The organism is Photorhabdus africana (genome assembly GCF_035181445.1).
Classification (GTDB): Bacteria; Pseudomonadota; Gammaproteobacteria; order Enterobacterales; family Enterobacteriaceae; genus Photorhabdus; species Photorhabdus laumondii.
The window spans coordinates 1-15032 of the sequence record NZ_JAXBVE010000025.1; the positions used below are offsets into that span (position 1 = coordinate 1).

10 protein-coding genes, 2 tRNA genes, 1 rRNA gene and 2 pseudogenes are annotated in these 15032 nt (G+C 42.8%); 10 read left to right on the plus strand and 5 right to left on the minus strand.

The window, feature by feature from the left end; all coding sequences use genetic code 11:
- From rrf to SLS51_RS14550, 3 genes are all read left to right on the plus strand, one after another.
- Nucleotides 1-102, plus strand: a 5S ribosomal RNA gene (gene rrf / locus SLS51_RS14540); the annotation flags it as partial.
- Nucleotides 103-302: 200 nt separating this feature from the next.
- Nucleotides 303-379, plus strand: a tRNA-Asp gene (locus SLS51_RS14545).
- A gap of 9 nt (nt 380-388) precedes the next feature.
- Nucleotides 389-464, plus strand: a tRNA-Trp gene (locus SLS51_RS14550).
- A gap of 341 nt (nt 465-805) precedes the next feature.
- Here the strand turns inward: SLS51_RS14550 and SLS51_RS14555 are convergent.
- The 3 genes and pseudogenes from SLS51_RS14555 to hdfR form a co-directional block, all read right to left on the minus strand.
- Nucleotides 806-1684, minus strand: a pseudogene (locus SLS51_RS14555) (IS982 family transposase).
- 108 nt (nt 1685-1792) lie between these two features.
- Nucleotides 1793-2659, minus strand: a pseudogene (locus SLS51_RS14560) (IS982 family transposase).
- A gap of 439 nt (nt 2660-3098) precedes the next feature.
- Entirely contained in the window at nt 3099-3935 is an 837-nt protein-coding gene (hdfR, locus tag SLS51_RS14565) for an HTH-type transcriptional regulator HdfR (protein WP_323839440.1), read from the minus strand.
- 125 nt (nt 3936-4060) lie between these two features.
- Between hdfR and SLS51_RS14570 the strand changes: the two genes are divergently transcribed.
- Complete coding sequence (locus SLS51_RS14570; RefSeq protein WP_323839441.1) at nt 4061-4399, plus strand: MaoP family protein; 339 nt, start codon at nt 4061-4063, stop codon at nt 4397-4399.
- Nucleotides 4400-4445: 46 nt separating this feature from the next.
- Here SLS51_RS14570 and SLS51_RS14575 read toward each other — a convergent pair whose 3' ends face one another.
- On the minus strand, nt 4446-5969 hold the full coding sequence (locus SLS51_RS14575; RefSeq protein WP_323839442.1) for a YifB family Mg chelatase-like AAA ATPase: 1524 nt from the start codon (nt 5967-5969) through the stop codon (nt 4446-4448).
- Nucleotides 5970-6629: 660 nt separating this feature from the next.
- On the opposite strand from SLS51_RS14575, the gene ilvL reads away from it, so the two are divergent.
- The 6 genes from ilvL (at nt 6630) to ilvA (ending at nt 13324) form a co-directional block, all read left to right on the plus strand.
- Nucleotides 6630-6728 carry an ilv operon leader peptide gene (gene ilvL / locus SLS51_RS14580; RefSeq protein WP_323839443.1) on the plus strand — a complete coding sequence of 33 codons (99 nt, stop codon included), beginning with the start codon at nt 6630-6632 and terminating at the stop codon, nt 6726-6728.
- A gap of 138 nt (nt 6729-6866) precedes the next feature.
- A complete protein-coding gene (ilvG, locus tag SLS51_RS14585; protein ID WP_323839444.1) occupies nt 6867-8513 on the plus strand; it encodes an acetolactate synthase 2 catalytic subunit in 1647 nt (548 codons plus the stop codon).
- On the plus strand, nt 8510-8767 hold the full coding sequence (ilvM, locus tag SLS51_RS14590; RefSeq protein ID WP_011148754.1) for an acetolactate synthase 2 small subunit: 258 nt from the start codon (nt 8510-8512) through the stop codon (nt 8765-8767). Before ilvG ends, ilvM begins: the two co-directional genes overlap by 4 nt.
- Before the next feature lie 23 nt (nt 8768-8790).
- Entirely contained in the window at nt 8791-9717 is a 927-nt protein-coding gene (locus SLS51_RS14595) for a branched-chain amino acid transaminase (protein ID WP_323839445.1), read from the plus strand.
- 192 nt (nt 9718-9909) lie between these two features.
- Nucleotides 9910-11760 (plus strand): dihydroxy-acid dehydratase, encoded by a 1851-nt coding sequence (gene ilvD, locus SLS51_RS14600; protein WP_323839487.1) that lies wholly within the window; start codon nt 9910-9912, stop codon nt 11758-11760.
- 4 nt (nt 11761-11764) lie between these two features.
- Nucleotides 11765-13324, plus strand: coding sequence for a threonine ammonia-lyase, biosynthetic (ilvA, locus tag SLS51_RS14605; protein WP_323839446.1), 1560 nt, complete (start codon nt 11765-11767; stop codon nt 13322-13324).
- Nucleotides 13325-13514: 190 nt separating this feature from the next.
- On the opposite strand, the gene SLS51_RS14610 is transcribed toward ilvA, so the two are convergent.
- Complete coding sequence (locus tag SLS51_RS14610; RefSeq protein WP_323839447.1) at nt 13515-15032, minus strand: DHA2 family efflux MFS transporter permease subunit; 1518 nt, start codon at nt 15030-15032, stop codon at nt 13515-13517.

Here is a 15032-nt window from a genome sequence, read left to right on the forward strand (position 1 = left end):
CGCGGCGGTCCCACCTGACCCCATGCCGAACTCAGCAGTGAAACGCCGTAGCGCCGATGGTAGTGTGGGGTCTCCCCATGCGAGAGTAGGACACTGCCAGGCTTTAATTTTAGCTTTATGTGATGGACAGCATGACATAAGGCGTAATGGTAGCGAGTAGGGCAACTCCGTCGAGAACGGATTTGAACGTCGCGGATAGCGACGGCCCGAAGGGCAAACGGCAGGAAAGCCGTTTGTAAGCTGCCAAGCTTGATATTTAAGTTTTATGTCGTAACAGCGATGTAAATCAAAGAGAATTCGGTGGTGCGGTAGTTCAGTTGGTTAGAATACCGGCCTGTCACGCCGGGGGTCGCGGGTTCGAGCCCCGTCCGCACCGCCACCTTAATTTAGGGGCGTAGTTCAATTGGTAGAGCACCGGTCTCCAAAACCGGGTGTTGGGAGTTCGAGTCTCTCCGCCCCTGCCAGTTATAAGCTAAATGGCAACTAAGGTAGTTCATAATAAATTGATGATCCATATATGCTATTTGGATTAGATTATTGATAAGGCGTTGGCTTTTTGGTCAGCGCCTTTTTCCTAATGGAACTTTGTAAAAAAACGGATTTGCCGTTACACTAAAAATCTCCTTATGCGAACCTTTTCTCTAGAAATGATCTCACTTGGAAAATTTGTTCCCAAATATTGTCTGGTTCGTAAAGCCAATGTTGCCATCGATTTGAATTCACCATTGATGTTGTTACACATTTTTCAGTTCTCAATGTTATTCGACCTTATAGCAATAAAATCTTTCTTTCTAACTAATTAACCTCAGCTTCGTTTAAAAATAGCGATATCACAATCTCGTAAATTCAAGCTCGGTTTTTTAGGTTGGAATGTATAAGCAATTAAGCCAGCGACGATTTCCAACAAAAACCCGAGCTGACTGCGGTGTCTTGAATGCGCTATCTGAGAAATATTTTTGAGCTGATCCACGACAGTTTCTATCAAAAATCGCCTTCTTAACATCAGCTTATCCCAGAGAGATAATTCTTTTGCCTTCATGTTATTACGGACATGAGTGATTAACGTTATTCCTTCTGCTTCCAGTTCATTGCATAAGGCCTGTGACAAATACCCTTTATCGCCACATCCGGTTAACCCTTGTACCCGCGCTTTGACGGGATGGCGATCATCCTTATTTCCTGAGGTCAACTTCACTGCCAGAAGTTCACCACAATCATTGATAACCCGATGAAGTTTAAAGCCATAAAACCAGACTGTACTCGTTTTCCCTCGCTGTGCGACGCCCTCAAATACGCGATGACGGGGAATACGGAGGTGGTGACAAACGGCAATTTTGGTTGAATCAATAAAAGCGATCCCCGGGGTTTCAGCCTTGCGTGACGAAAGAAAAGCACAGAGGGGAATGAGCGCTCTTTGTTTCAAGGTTAACATCTGGGTGTAGCTGACCAACTGGGGAAAATCGGTCTTAAGATAGTGTTTGACATGCTGAATATAAAACGTTTTAAAATCACGATAATGGCTTCATGTGGAATAAAATGAGGAGCGTCATGACTTCACTGAGAGAAAGGGAAGCTTCGCGGCGACGTTTGAGCAAGCCATTTTCAATTAACTGTTGATGCCAGAGAGGAATAAATTTCTGGCAAAATCATCGACGCAGCAGTAAAGTTCTTCCAAATTAGACATGCCTAAGGATCTCCACGATTTTGTTTTCTTTGATAAAAACTTTGATCGTGCCTCAGGCACTTAGTTCCCTTCTTAAGCAAACCTCAGGTTAATTAACCCGAATTCCGTTTAAGTTGTCACAGGGAAATCTTCTTCTGAGTAGAAAACTTTCAGTGATGGTTTCTTCCATTCAAGGCAGTACGCAATCATCCCACCTAACACGGTCAACAGAAATCCTTTTATGCTTCGGTGACGCGAATGCTCTATCTGAGAAAGGGTTTTTAATTGCCCATTAATCGTTTCGATAATAAAACGCCTTAATAACATTGTTTTATCCCACTCGGCCAGCACACGCGCTTTCATGTTGCGGCGCTTTTTCGTGATGAAAGTGATGCCGGTTTTGGCTAAATTATCTGCCAGTTTTTGGTCTAGATAACCTTTATTTCCGTAAAGAGAACCTGTTAATTTTTTTGTTAATTCGCGAACAGGCTCCCGATCATGCACATTCCCGGCGGTCACTTTAAGCGCCAAAATTTCGCCCTGATGGTTAACAATCATGTGTAACTTGAAACCGCAAAACTATCCCATTGAGGTTTTTCCTCGTTTTGCAACTCCCTTAAAAACCTTATGGAGATGGCGAGGAATACGGAACGAGCAAACTCGTGGAATCAATAAAAGCTATCCCTGTTGGTTCTCCTTTTAATTGAGTAGAGGCACCAAAACGGAAGGGGCGCCACTGATAAAACGGGTATAACTGAGCAAGGTAGAAAAATCGTTGTGATGGTATTTCCAGAGGGATTCCAAATAGAAAGCTTTAAAATTACGGTAATGTGACATGTGAAAGAGGATCAAAATGGTCATGATTTCACTGGGATACATGTAATCTTGCCTGCGGCGCAGATGGTATCCGTTATCGAGACAAAACTGCGCCCATTGGGGGATGAAAAAGCGGCAAAAATCATCGACATTACAGAAAATTTCAACTAACTTATTCATAGCCTGTTCCTCCCTGGAGCTGTTTTATGCGTTCACCAAAACTTTGCTCCTGGAACAGGCTCCCCGTCAATTTCTTATCCAGAATTCGGGTTAGTTAAAGTCCTTCTGAACTAAGTGTCTGGAGGATATGTACGAATGGATCTTAGCTAATATTTTGATTGTGAAAGTTTTCTTCTTAAGAAAAGCTCGGTTTGAAGGAAAGGATACCTAAAACGATAAGGTGGGAACATTACGTCTGATTCAGGTTATACTATACGTAAGGAGTACTTGGTAAATAGGGAGCTATATGTGGGAATATAGCAAAAGTAATCCCACCTTAATGCTCGATCTGAAATTTCTTTCTCCCTTACTATTTTCATCCCTGTTTTCGTATAGTATTGCTATCCATAAATTTTGCAGAACATATATTTGCTGATTAAATGATTTACATGGATGCTTCTTAACCTCTTGTAGAAGTATGTATGATAGGTATTTTTAATAGCTGTTGGATGAATGCTTGCTGATCATTTTTTTGTAGCCATATGGCATATAATGGGCGTTCAATTAGTTCAGTATTTGGATAGGAGATCAACTCTGGATATTCATTTTGCCAGTGTATTGGTAGGAAGGCGGCTCCTCTTACGCTATTGAGCAGTTGGCGGGCTATATGTGCTGAAGTGGTTGTGATGGTGGGTAACTGCTCACTTTTTAAAATCCGTTGTTCCTGATGATGGAAATCAGCTCCCCATTCTAGTTTGATGTAATTTTTAATTTGGTATTTCAGATTTTCTTCTGTTGTTAATAACTTCAAGCGAATATTTCCTAATAATAGGCTTTGGAACTCATCCATTTTGGGCGGTTCGGTAGTAATCAACAGATCTAACTCACGTGAATGAAGCTGCTTAACAAGGGATTGCCGTGTAGAAACTCGGGATTCCAATCTTAATTCCTGATGTTTTTTATAGAAGTCTTGTAACCAGGAAGTTAAATATGCTTCCCATAGTGATGCAGTGGCACCAATTGTTAATTCAGTATGTTGAGAAGCATGCATTATCTCTTTTTTAGCCAATTGCCAGGTGCTCATCAGTGATTCTGCATAGGGAATAAGGCGCTCGCCTGCTGCTGTAAGACGGATGTTATTGCGGTGGCGAGTGAAAAGATGAGTACCTAATTGATTTTCTAGTTGGCGTATGCGAAAGCTAACGGCTGATTGCGTCAGGTACAGTGATTCGGCCGCTCTCCCAAAGTGACGAGTTTTACTGACTTCCAAGAAGGTTTTCAGTAATTCAGTGTCCACATATATCTCCAATAATATTTATCGTTAAGATTTAAATTTTTTGTTTTACAGAACGCCAGGCCTATCTAATACTCCGCGCCATAATTGTCATGATAGTAACAGTACTAGAATTAGGAGTGTGTCAGATGGCCGAAAGCTTCATCACGACTAATCGTTTTTTTGATAACAAAAATTACCCTCGCGGATTCTCCCGCCATGGCGATTTCACCATTAAAGAGGCGCAATTGCTAGAGCGCCATGGTTTTGCGTTCAATGAGTTAGATCTTGGTAAACGCGAGCCTCAAACAGAAGTAGAAGAGCTGTTTGTTGCTGTTTGCCGGGGTGAACGGCAGCCTGTGACAATAGAAGAAAAAGTATGGACCAAATATCTTGCAAGGATTAGGCGTCCAAAACGTTTTCATACTCTTTCAGGCGGTAAGCCCCAGATCGATGCTTCTGATGACTATACCGACGCTGATGATTAATATCATCATAAATTGTGAATATAGGGGCTTTGCCCCTTTTTCATTGCTAACCCGATTGTTTTTGTAATTGTATTAATAACCTGTCCATACTGCGGTAGCTTAAGGCTTCCATGATATGTGGTTTTTCTATCTCTTTTTTTTCTTCTAAGTCGGCCAGTGTCCGGGATGTTTTCAGAATTCTATGCCATGCTCGGATTGAAAGCCCTAGTTTTATTAGCGTTTGTTCTAGAAATACAGCATCGTTAGGTTTGAGCTTACAAAATGCCTCTGTCTCTTTACTATTTAGATGAGCATTAATTTTTCCACAGCGTTTCAGTTGTATTTCTCGCGCTGCCAGCACTCTTAATCTTACATCTTTACTGCTTTCGCTTGATCTAAGAGGGCTGCTCAATGTTCCAATGGGTAACAGAGGAACTTCAATTGAGAGATCAAAACGATCCAAGAAAGGACCAGAAAGTTTTGCTAGGTATCGAAGTATTTGCTGAGGACTACTTCGATTGTTAATGCCCTGATGATAGCCTGTAGGGCTAGGATTCATTGCTGCTATCAATTGAACTTGGGCAGGAAAACAAACTTTTGCTCTGGCTCGGGAGATAATTATTTCCCCTGATTCCAGCGGTTCTCTGAGAGCATCAAGGACTCTGCGTTCAAATTCAGGTAGTTCATCTAGAAATAGCACGCCGTTGTGAGCAAGTGAAATTTCACCAGGTTTTGGAAGTCCACCGCCGCCGATCAGAGCTGCCATTGAAGAACTGTGATGAGGCGCTCTAAATGGGCGTGTATGCCATCGTTCAGGTGGAAGGTAGGTATCCACCAAGCTATTGATAGCGGCAACCTCAAGGGCCTCTTTGTTTGTTAATGGTGGTAATAGACTACATAGTCTGCTTGCCAACATTGTTTTTCCTGTCCCTGGTGGGCCAAGTAGCAAAAGATTATGCCCGCCTGCTGCTGTGATTTCTAGGGCGCGTTTTGCTTGTTCCTGGCCAATAATATCCTGAAGATCCGGTTGTGATGGTTCTGTTAAGGATTCATGTTGAATTGGTGCTGTCAGCAGTTGTTGTTCTCCCTGAAGAAAGTGGCAGATATGCAAGAGGTGTTCTGTCATTAACGTTTCATTCTGAGATAAAATTGCCAGTTCCATTGCGTTTTCTGTTGGTAGAATAAGTTGTCTTCCTGCTTCTCCTGCGCTGAGTGCGGCTGGAATTGCGCCGTTAACTTTCCGTAAACCCCCGGATAGAGCGAGTTCACCAAGAAATTCGTAATGACTTAGTTTATTGGTAGGTATTTGTTCTGAAGCGGCTAGAATAGCGATAGCGATCGGCAAATCATAACGGCCGCCTTCTTTGGGAAGATCTGCGGGTGCAAGATTGACGGTGATTCTTTTAGGCGGATAGGTAAATCCGCTGTTGATCAACGCGCTTCTGACACGATCTCTTGCTTCTTTTACGGCTGTTTCAGGCAAACCAACTAAGGTTAATCCAGGTAAACCATTACTAATATGCGCTTCAACAGTAACAATAGGGGCGTGAATACCTATAGTCGCTCTGGTATAAATAACAGCGAGGGCCATCCTATTCTCCTTAGTAAGAAAGCGTATATGATGGACTGAAATTAGATAATAAATAGTTTTCTATTATTTTTTTGCGAAGCGGCTCTAATAAATATTTTTCTGAGAAACTGTAAAAATTTTATTTTGAAATTTAGATTAAATGATTTTTATTTTATTGATTTTATTGATTTTATTGATTTAAATTTTGTTGTTTTAGTGTTTAAATCATTGTGTCTATTATCTTTATATTCTTATTTTGAGGTTTTGTTATTATTTTAGTTGTGTTTTTAGATTGATTTTTTATTGGTTTAATTTAATTCAAATTTATATATATTTATACAGTGAATAAATTTAATATGTTATATCATTATGTTTTATTTTTAATGAGAAGTTTTTGTCACCAAAGTGATTAATAATAAGCTCTTTATTTTTGATTATAGTCGGATGATTTGTTTTTTATGTTATCTATTAATGTGTTGTTTTGTTTATATCTAATCAGTTAGTTTTTATCACTTAAATCGGTCTGTTTACTGGATAAATAATCCATATGACAAGTATTTAATTGAAAATAAACAGTATTTTTTTATATCGAGTAATAAAACAAAATAAATATTGTCAAGCTATGAAGAACGTGATAACTCTTAAATATAGATTAAACAAACGAATTAAACGACCAAGATTATGAACATATTTGTCCTAGTGATTAGCCTAATTATTGTCAGCGTGGTGGTGATTATTATCCCACCGTGCGGGGCTGCACTTGGACGAAGAAAGGCTTAGAAGAACAGCCAGATCTCTCGAAGACCCCCGCACCGAAAGGCGCGGGGGTTTTTTTTCGACAAGCAAAATCCGGTAGAGACGGAAACATACAACAGAACAGAATCTTGTCTCACAGGGTAAACACAGGGGATATGAAAAATGAACGGGGCGCAGTGGATTGTAAAGGCATTACGAACGCAGGGGGTTGATAAGGTTTTTGGCTACCCTGGTGGTACGATCATGCCGGTTTATGATGCTTTGTACGATGGTGGTGTGGAGCATTTGCTTTGTCGGCATGAACAGGGGGCCGCTATGGCTGCAATCGGTTATGCGAGAGCCAGTGGTAAGCCGGGAGTTTGTATCGCTACATCGGGACCGGGAGCAACAAACTTAATCACTGGATTAGCCGATGCATTGTTAGATTCTGTTCCTATTGTTGCTATCACTGGTCAGGTTGGTTCTGAATTGATTGGAACTGATGCCTTCCAAGAAGTTGATGTTTTAGGTCTCTCCCTTGCTTGTACCAAACACAGTTTCTTAGTGGACACACTGGAAGATTTACCTCAAATTATGGCGGAAGCCTTTTCTATTGCCACTAGTGGTCGACCTGGCCCAGTTTTGGTTGATATTCCTAAAGATATTCAGTTGAAAGAGGGAAATTTGGTACCACATTTGGTACCCGTTGAGCAAAAGGAGCCCCGCTCGGAAAGTGAATTAGAACAAGCTCGGAAAATGATTGCGGTTGCGGCAAAGCCAGTGTTGTATGTCGGTGGTGGGGTAGGGATGTCTCAAGCAGTTTCTGTTCTGCGAGATTTTGTTGTGGAAACCGGTATGCCGGTTGCTTCTACGTTGAAAGGCTTAGGGGCTGCCGATTCAGAACATCCATGTTATCTGGGAATGCTTGGGATGCATGGTTCGAAAGCGGCTAATCTTGCCGTTCAGTCATGTGATTTGTTGATTGCTGTAGGTGCTCGTTTTGATGATCGTGTGACTGGCAAACTTAATACTTTTGCTCCGTGTGCAAAAATCATTCATCTGGATATCGATCCGGCAGAATTGGGTAAATTACGTCAGGCCCATGTGTCGTTACTGGGGGATGTGAAGGTATTATTGCCCCGTTTGCAACAGCCATTGTCAATTATGCCCTGGCAACAGGAAGTTAAGTATCTGAAAGCTGAATATCCTTGGTGTTATGACCATCAGGGGGAGAGTATCTATGCGCCTTGGTTATTGAAGCAAGTTTCAGATCGTAAAACATTTAATACGGTTATTACTACTGATGTTGGACAGCATCAAATGTGGACAGCTCAGCATATGACTTTTGATGGGCCTGAAAATTTCATTACATCTAGTGGATTGGGCTCGATGGGATTTGGTATCCCTGCTGCAATTGGTGCTCAGATTGCTCGACCGGAAGATATGGTGATTTGTGTCTCTGGAGATGGCTCTTTCATGATGAATGTCCAAGAATTGGGGACAATTAAACGCAAGCAATTACCCGTAAAAATTTTATTGTTGGATAACCAGCGATTGGGAATGGTGCGGCAATGGCAGGAGCTGTTTTTTGATAAGCGATATAGTGAAACGACATTAACAGATAACCCCGATTTTGTCACATTAGCGAAAGCTTTTGGTATTCCTGGGCAACATATCACTGATAAATCACAGATTGATGAAGCGCTGAATGCATTATTCAGCAGTAAGGGCCCCTATTTATTACAGGTATCTATTGAGGAATTAGAGAACGTTTGGCCGTTAGTTCCTCCCGGTGCAAGCAATGAAACTATGTTGGAGAAATCATTATGATGCAGCATCAACTTGCAATCCATGCTCGTTTCCGTCCTGAAATATTAGAGCGTATCTTACGGGTAACGCGTCATCGTGGATTTCAGATATGTTCCATGAATATGGATCAAACAATGGATGGCGATAATGTTAATATCGAATTAATTGTTGCCAGCCAAAAACCGGTTAATTTGTTGTCTTCACAACTGACTAAATTAGTGGATGTCGCTGGCGTCAAGATCCTGCAACAAAAATCACAACTCATACGTGCATAACGTAGAAATAAAGGGATAAGAGAATGACGAAGCAATCCGATTACATTTGGTTCAATGGTGAGATGGTTCCTTGGGTAGATGCTAAAGTTCACGTAATGTCCCATGCTTTGCATTATGGTACATCTGTTTTTGAGGGAATTCGCTGCTATGACTCTCATAAAGGGCCAGTGGTTTTCCGCCATCGTGAGCATATGCAGCGTTTACATGACTCAGCAAAGATTTATCGTATGCCGTTGAACCTGAGTGTCGATGAATTAATGGAGGCGTGTCGGGCAACTCTTCGTAAAAATAATTTAGTCAGCGCTTATATACGTCCATTGGTCTTTATCGGTGATGTTGGCATGGGAGTTAATCCACCCGCCGGTTATAAAACTGATGTCATTATTGCCGCCTTTCCGTGGGGAGCTTATTTGGGAGAAGGCGCATTAGATCAAGGAATCGATGCGATGGTTTCTTCATGGAATCGTGCGGCACCAAACACAATGCCAACTGCGGCTAAAGCCGGTGGTAACTACCTGTCTTCGCTTTTAGTGGGTAGTGAAGCTCGTCGTCGTGGGTATCAGGAAGGTATTGCACTGGATGTTTCTGGTTATATCTCTGAGGGGGCGGGTGAAAATCTATTTGAAGTAAAAGATGGCGTATTATTTACCCCACCATTTACCTCCGCTGCATTACCAGGAATTACTCGTGATGCCATTATCAAACTGGCGAAAGATTTAGGTCTGGAAGTGCGTGAACAGGTATTGTCGCGCGAATCACTGTACTTGGCTGATGAAGTTTTTATGTCTGGTACAGCGGCTGAAATCACACCCGTTCGCAGTGTTGATGATATTCAGGTTGGTATCGGTCGATGTGGGCCTATTACCAAAAAAATTCAACAAGCTTTCTTTGGCTTGTTTGATGGCACGACAGATGATAAATGGGGCTGGTTAGATCCAGTCAATCCTTAATAGAACTATACCCAATGGATTTCAAGATGGATCGCGACGGCAAGGGAGCGAATCCCCGGGAGCATAGAGAACGATGTGACCGGGGTGAGTGAGTGCAGCCAACAAAGAGGCAACTTGAAAGATGACGGGTATATAAATAATTTAACAGGCGGTTCGTTCCCCGCCTGTTTTGATAACACGGGAGTGAAGATAATGCCTAAGTACCGTTCTGCCACTACGACTCATGGCCGCAATATGGCAGGAGCTCGCGCTTTATGGCGTGCGACAGGGATGACCGATGCAGATTTCGGTAAACCGATTATTGCAGTAGTTAACTCATTTACTCAGTTTGTTCCAGGGCATGTTCATTTGCGGGACTTAGGTAAATTGGTTGCGGAACAGATTGAAGCATCAGGCGGTGTTGCAAAAGAGTTCAATACTATAGCGGTGGATGACGGTATCGCAATGGGGCATGGTGGTATGCTCTATTCTCTGCCGTCACGTGAATTGATCGCTGATTCTGTTGAATATATGGTGAATGCACATTGTGCGGACGCTATGGTGTGTATTTCCAATTGTGACAAAATTACCCCAGGAATGCTGATGGCAGCACTACGTCTGAACATTCCGGCGATTTTTGTTTCCGGTGGCCCTATGGAGGCAGGTAAAACTAAATTGTCAGATCAGATTATTAAATTGGATCTGATCGATGCCATGATCCAAGGCGCGAACCCGAAGGTCAGTGATGAGGATAGCAATCAGATTGAGCGCTCAGCTTGCCCAACCTGCGGTTCTTGCTCAGGCATGTTTACTGCTAACTCTATGAATTGTCTTACAGAAGCACTGGGTTTGTCTCAACCGGGGAATGGCTCATTACTGGCTACTCATGCAGATCGTAAAGTGCTGTTTCTGAATGCAGGCAAGCGCATTGTTGAGTTGACTAAGCGTTATTATGAACAAAATGATGACAGTGCTCTGCCGCGTAGTATTGCAACGAAAGCCGCATTTGAAAATGCGATGATGTTGGATATTGCAATGGGGGGGTCAACGAATACTGTACTTCACTTACTGGCTGCGGCGCAGGAAGGGGAGGTTGATTTCACTATGGCAGATATTGATCGTTTGTCTCGTCAGATCCCTCATTTATGTAAAGTTGCACCGAGTACACAAAAATACCATATGGAAGATGTTCATCGTGCTGGTGGTGTGATTGGTATTTTAGGTGAGCTGGATAGAGCGGGTTTGTTGAATTGTCAGGTTAAAAATGTTTTGGGTCTGGATTTGTTACAAACGCTTAATCAATACGATGTGATGCAGACGGTAGATGAGTCAGTGAAGGAGATGTATTCGGCAGGCCCTGCGGGTATCCGTACTACTCAGGCTTTTTCACAAGATTGTCGCTGGTCTTCGTTGGATACTGACCGTGTAGAAGGGTGTATTCGCGACATTGAACATGCCTATAGTCGGGATGGTGGTCTTGCTGTTCTATTTGGTAATTTGGCTATAGATGGTTGTATTGTAAAAACCGCTGGGGTTGATGAGGGCAGTCTGACGTTCCGTGGGCCAGCTAAAGTTTACGAAAGTCAGGAAGATGCGGTTGATGCGATCTTGGGTGGAAAAGTCGTTGCTGGTGATGTGGTGGTCATTCGTTATGAAGGGCCAAAAGGTGGGCCTGGCATGCAGGAAATGTTGTATCCGACGACTTATCTAAAATCTATGGGGCTAGGCAAAAGCTGTGCATTGATTACCGATGGCCGTTTCTCTGGTGGTACTTCGGGTTTGTCGATCGGCCATGTTTCTCCCGAAGCGGCTAATGGTGGGCTAATCGGTTTGGTGCAAGATGGCGATATTATTGATATTGATATTCCCCTACGGAAAATTAGACTTGATGTAGATGAAAGGATACTTGCTACCCGTAAAGAAGTGGAATTTACCCGCGGTGATCAATCGTGGACGCCGAAAACTCGTGAACGTCAGGTATCGTTTGCCCTGAGAGCTTATGCTTCATTGGCGACCAGTGCGGATAAAGGTGCTGTCCGTGATAAATCTAAGTTAGGGGGATAATCGTATGGCTGCATTTCTTCCCTTAACTTCCTCACCAAACGGTGCAGAGTATTTGAAAGCAGCATTAAGCGCGCCTGTTTATGAAGTTGCTCAGGTGACTCCTTTGCAGGAAATGGAGAAAATTTCTGCCCGCTTGGGAAATACTATTTTGGTAAAGCGGGAAGATCGGCAACCTGTTCACAGTTTCAAGCTCCGTGGTGCGTATGCCATGATTGCGAGTTTGACTGAGGAACAAAAAAACCGGGGAGTGATTACCGCGTCAGCCGGTAACCATGCTCAGGGGGTTGCACTTTCTGCTAATCGTTTGGGAATTAACTCTCTGATTGTTATGCCGGTCACTACCGCGGAGATTAAAGTCGATGCAGTCCGGAATTTCGGTGGTAAGGCTCTGTTGTATGGTGCTAATTTTGATGAGGCTAAAGCTAAAGCGATAGAAATGGCACAACAGGAGGGCTATACCTTTGTTCCTCCGTTTGATCATCCTGCTGTAATCGCAGGTCAGGCAACACTGGCGATGGAACTTTTGCAACAGGATGTGCGTCTGGATCGAATTTTTGTACCTGTTGGTGGGGGTGGTTTGATTGCTGGTGTTGCTGTATTGATTAAGCAACTGATGCCAGAAATTAAAATTATTGGGGTAGAAGCGGAAGATTCAGCTTGTCTGAAAGCAGCAATGGAGGCTGGACATCCGGTAGACTTACCACGAGTTGGCTTGTTTGCTGAAGGCGTTGCTGTTAAGCGTATCGGTGATGAAACATTTCGTTTGTGTCAGCAATATGTGGATGATGTTATCACGGTAGATAGTGATGCTATTTGTGCTGCGGTAAAAGATCTGTTCGAGGATGTGCGTGCGATTGCTGAGCCATCCGGTGCATTGGCACTCGCTGGATTGAAAAAATATGTTCAGCAGCATCAGCTTAAAGGTGAACGACTGGCACATATTCTTTCTGGCGCTAACGTAAGCTTCCACGGGTTACGTTATGTCTCTGAGCGTTGTGAATTGGGCGAGCAGCGGGAAGCATTGCTGGCAGTGACTATTCCTGAACAGAAAGGGAGTTTCCTGAGTTTTTGCCAGAAATTGGGCGATCGGGTGGTAACAGAGTTTAATTATCGTTATACGGATGCAGATCCTGATCAGGCTTGTCTTTTCGTTGGTGTTCGCCTGAGTCGGGGTGAGATAGAACGACGGGAAATTATCGAGGAATTGCGTACCGCAGGGTATCAGGTTGCCGATCTTTCAGATGATGAGATGGCGAAATTACATGTTCGCTATATGATCGGCGGTCGTCCATCTAAGCCATTGAAAGAGCGTTTGTTTAGTTTTGAATTTCCTGAATCACCGGGGGCTTTACTAAAGTTCCTCCAAACTTTGGGAACTCACTGGAATATTACGTTATTCCATTATCGCAATTACGGTACAGATTATGGCCGGGTGTTAGCCGCATTTGAATTGTCAGGAGCGGCAGTGCGTTTTAAGCGTCATCTTGATGCATTAGGCTATGCGTATCACGATGAGACGGACACCCCCGCGTTTAAATTCTTTTTGATGTGCCAAAACATCTGAAACAGCCGGAGATTGATCGGTGTTTGGGTGATGAAAAAACATGTTCTATAAGACGACAAAATAGCGCCTTGATAAGGTGCTATTTTGATTAAGTTTCATTGGAAAGAGTGCTAAATGGGTTCTTTGATTATTTATCGATAGTTTTGTTTTTAAGCTTATTTTTTTATTTATCATAGTGTTATTTCTAGTGTTATTTCTTTTCTCCGACGGTGGGTTTTGCCAGCCAGATAAAGATCAGCAAGATCAGAAAAATAAAACCAAATAGCCAATAAATTTCATTAGCAGCAATAATCAATCCCTGATTAGTGATTTCACGTGCCAGAGAGTGACTGGCTTGGGCGTGTGACATCCCTAATTGTTCCATTTTCTCATAGGCTTGTTGGGCAATAGGATTATGGGGAGTTATCGATTCAGTTAACTGGACATGATGGACAGCTTCGCGACGGGACCACATGGTCGTGGTAATGGAAGTACCCACGGATGTTGCCAGCGTGCGTAAAAAGTTAAATAAACTGCCCGCAGAGGCGATTTTAGCGGGTTCAACATCAGATAATATAATGGCTGTTAGTGGCATAATTAAACAGGCGATAGCAAAGCCCTGAATAAATTGTGGCCAAGCAGCCGTGGCAAAATCCATTGATATCTCAAAGGTATTAGTTCTCCAAAAGAAACAGAGTGCAAAAATGATAAAGCTAAACATAACTAAATAACGCATATCAATTTTTGAACTAAAACGACCAATGAGTGGAACGAGCATTATTGGCACTATCCCTAATGGAGCCATGACTAATCCTGCCCAAGTGGCTGTATAACCCAATACCATTTGCAATAGTTGAGGTTGCAAAACCAGAGTGCCTATATGGAGTAGGAAAGCCAAACTGATACATAAAGTACCGATAGTAAAATTACGTGATTTAAATAGTGATAAATCAATGATCGGATCATCATCGGTGAATTCCCAGATGATCAGGAAAGTTATGGCAATAACCGCGATAATGGCTAATGCAATAATTTCTGTTGAGTTGAACCAATCAAGCTCTTTTCCTCTATCAAGCAATAGCTGAAAACAACCAACACCGATGACCAATAAAATTAGCCCTACGATATCAATTGACCTAGCCGTTATTTTAGTTTCCCGGTCTTTTAACAGCATCCAGGTGATAGCAATGGCGGCAAAGCCAACCGGAACGTTGATGAGAAAGATCCATCCCCAATGGTAGTTGTCGCTGATCCAACCGCCGAGTATCGGACCACAAACTGGAGCGATAACGATAGTCATTGACCACAGTGCCAATGCCATATTGCGTTTTAGTGGAGGATAGTTGTTGAGTAGCAAACTTTGCGAAAGGGGCATAATTGGTCCGGCTGAGATACCTTGCAGGACGCGGGAAATAATCAACATTTCCAGGCTATTGGCAATACCGCACAACCAAGAAGTTATCACAAACAGTAGCATTGAAATTAAGAAAACCCGGACTTCCCCGAATCGTTTTGCTAACCAGCCTGTTAATGGGATAGAGATCGCGTTAGCAACAGCAAATGAGGTAATAACCCAGGTCCCCTGCGATACTGATGAACCCAAGTCTCCGGCAATCGTCGATATTGCGACGTTAGCAATAGTTAGGTCCAATATTTGTAAAAAAGCGGCTAATGCTAAAGCCAGGGTTAGCCAGCCAAGTTTGGCTCCTGATAATGGCTCTTTTAGCAT

Coding starts and splice junctions, on each gene's coding strand:
- SLS51_RS14570 (WP_323839441.1), top strand. CDS start 4,061: ATGGCCGAAAGCTTCATCACGACTAATCGTTTTTTTGATAACAAAAAT.
- SLS51_RS14575 (WP_323839442.1), bottom strand. CDS start 5,969: ATGGCCCTCGCTGTTATTTATACCAGAGCGACTATAGGTATTCACGCC.
- ilvL (WP_323839443.1), top strand. CDS start 6,630: ATGAACATATTTGTCCTAGTGATTAGCCTAATTATTGTCAGCGTGGTG.
- ilvG (WP_323839444.1), top strand. CDS start 6,867: ATGAACGGGGCGCAGTGGATTGTAAAGGCATTACGAACGCAGGGGGTT.
- ilvM (WP_011148754.1), top strand. CDS start 8,510: ATGATGCAGCATCAACTTGCAATCCATGCTCGTTTCCGTCCTGAAATA.
- SLS51_RS14595 (WP_323839445.1), top strand. CDS start 8,791: ATGACGAAGCAATCCGATTACATTTGGTTCAATGGTGAGATGGTTCCT.
- ilvD (WP_323839487.1), top strand. CDS start 9,910: ATGCCTAAGTACCGTTCTGCCACTACGACTCATGGCCGCAATATGGCA.
- ilvA (WP_323839446.1), top strand. CDS start 11,765: ATGGCTGCATTTCTTCCCTTAACTTCCTCACCAAACGGTGCAGAGTAT.
- SLS51_RS14610 (WP_323839447.1), bottom strand. CDS start 15,032: ATGCTAAAAGAGCCATTATCAGGAGCCAAACTTGGCTGGCTAACCCTG.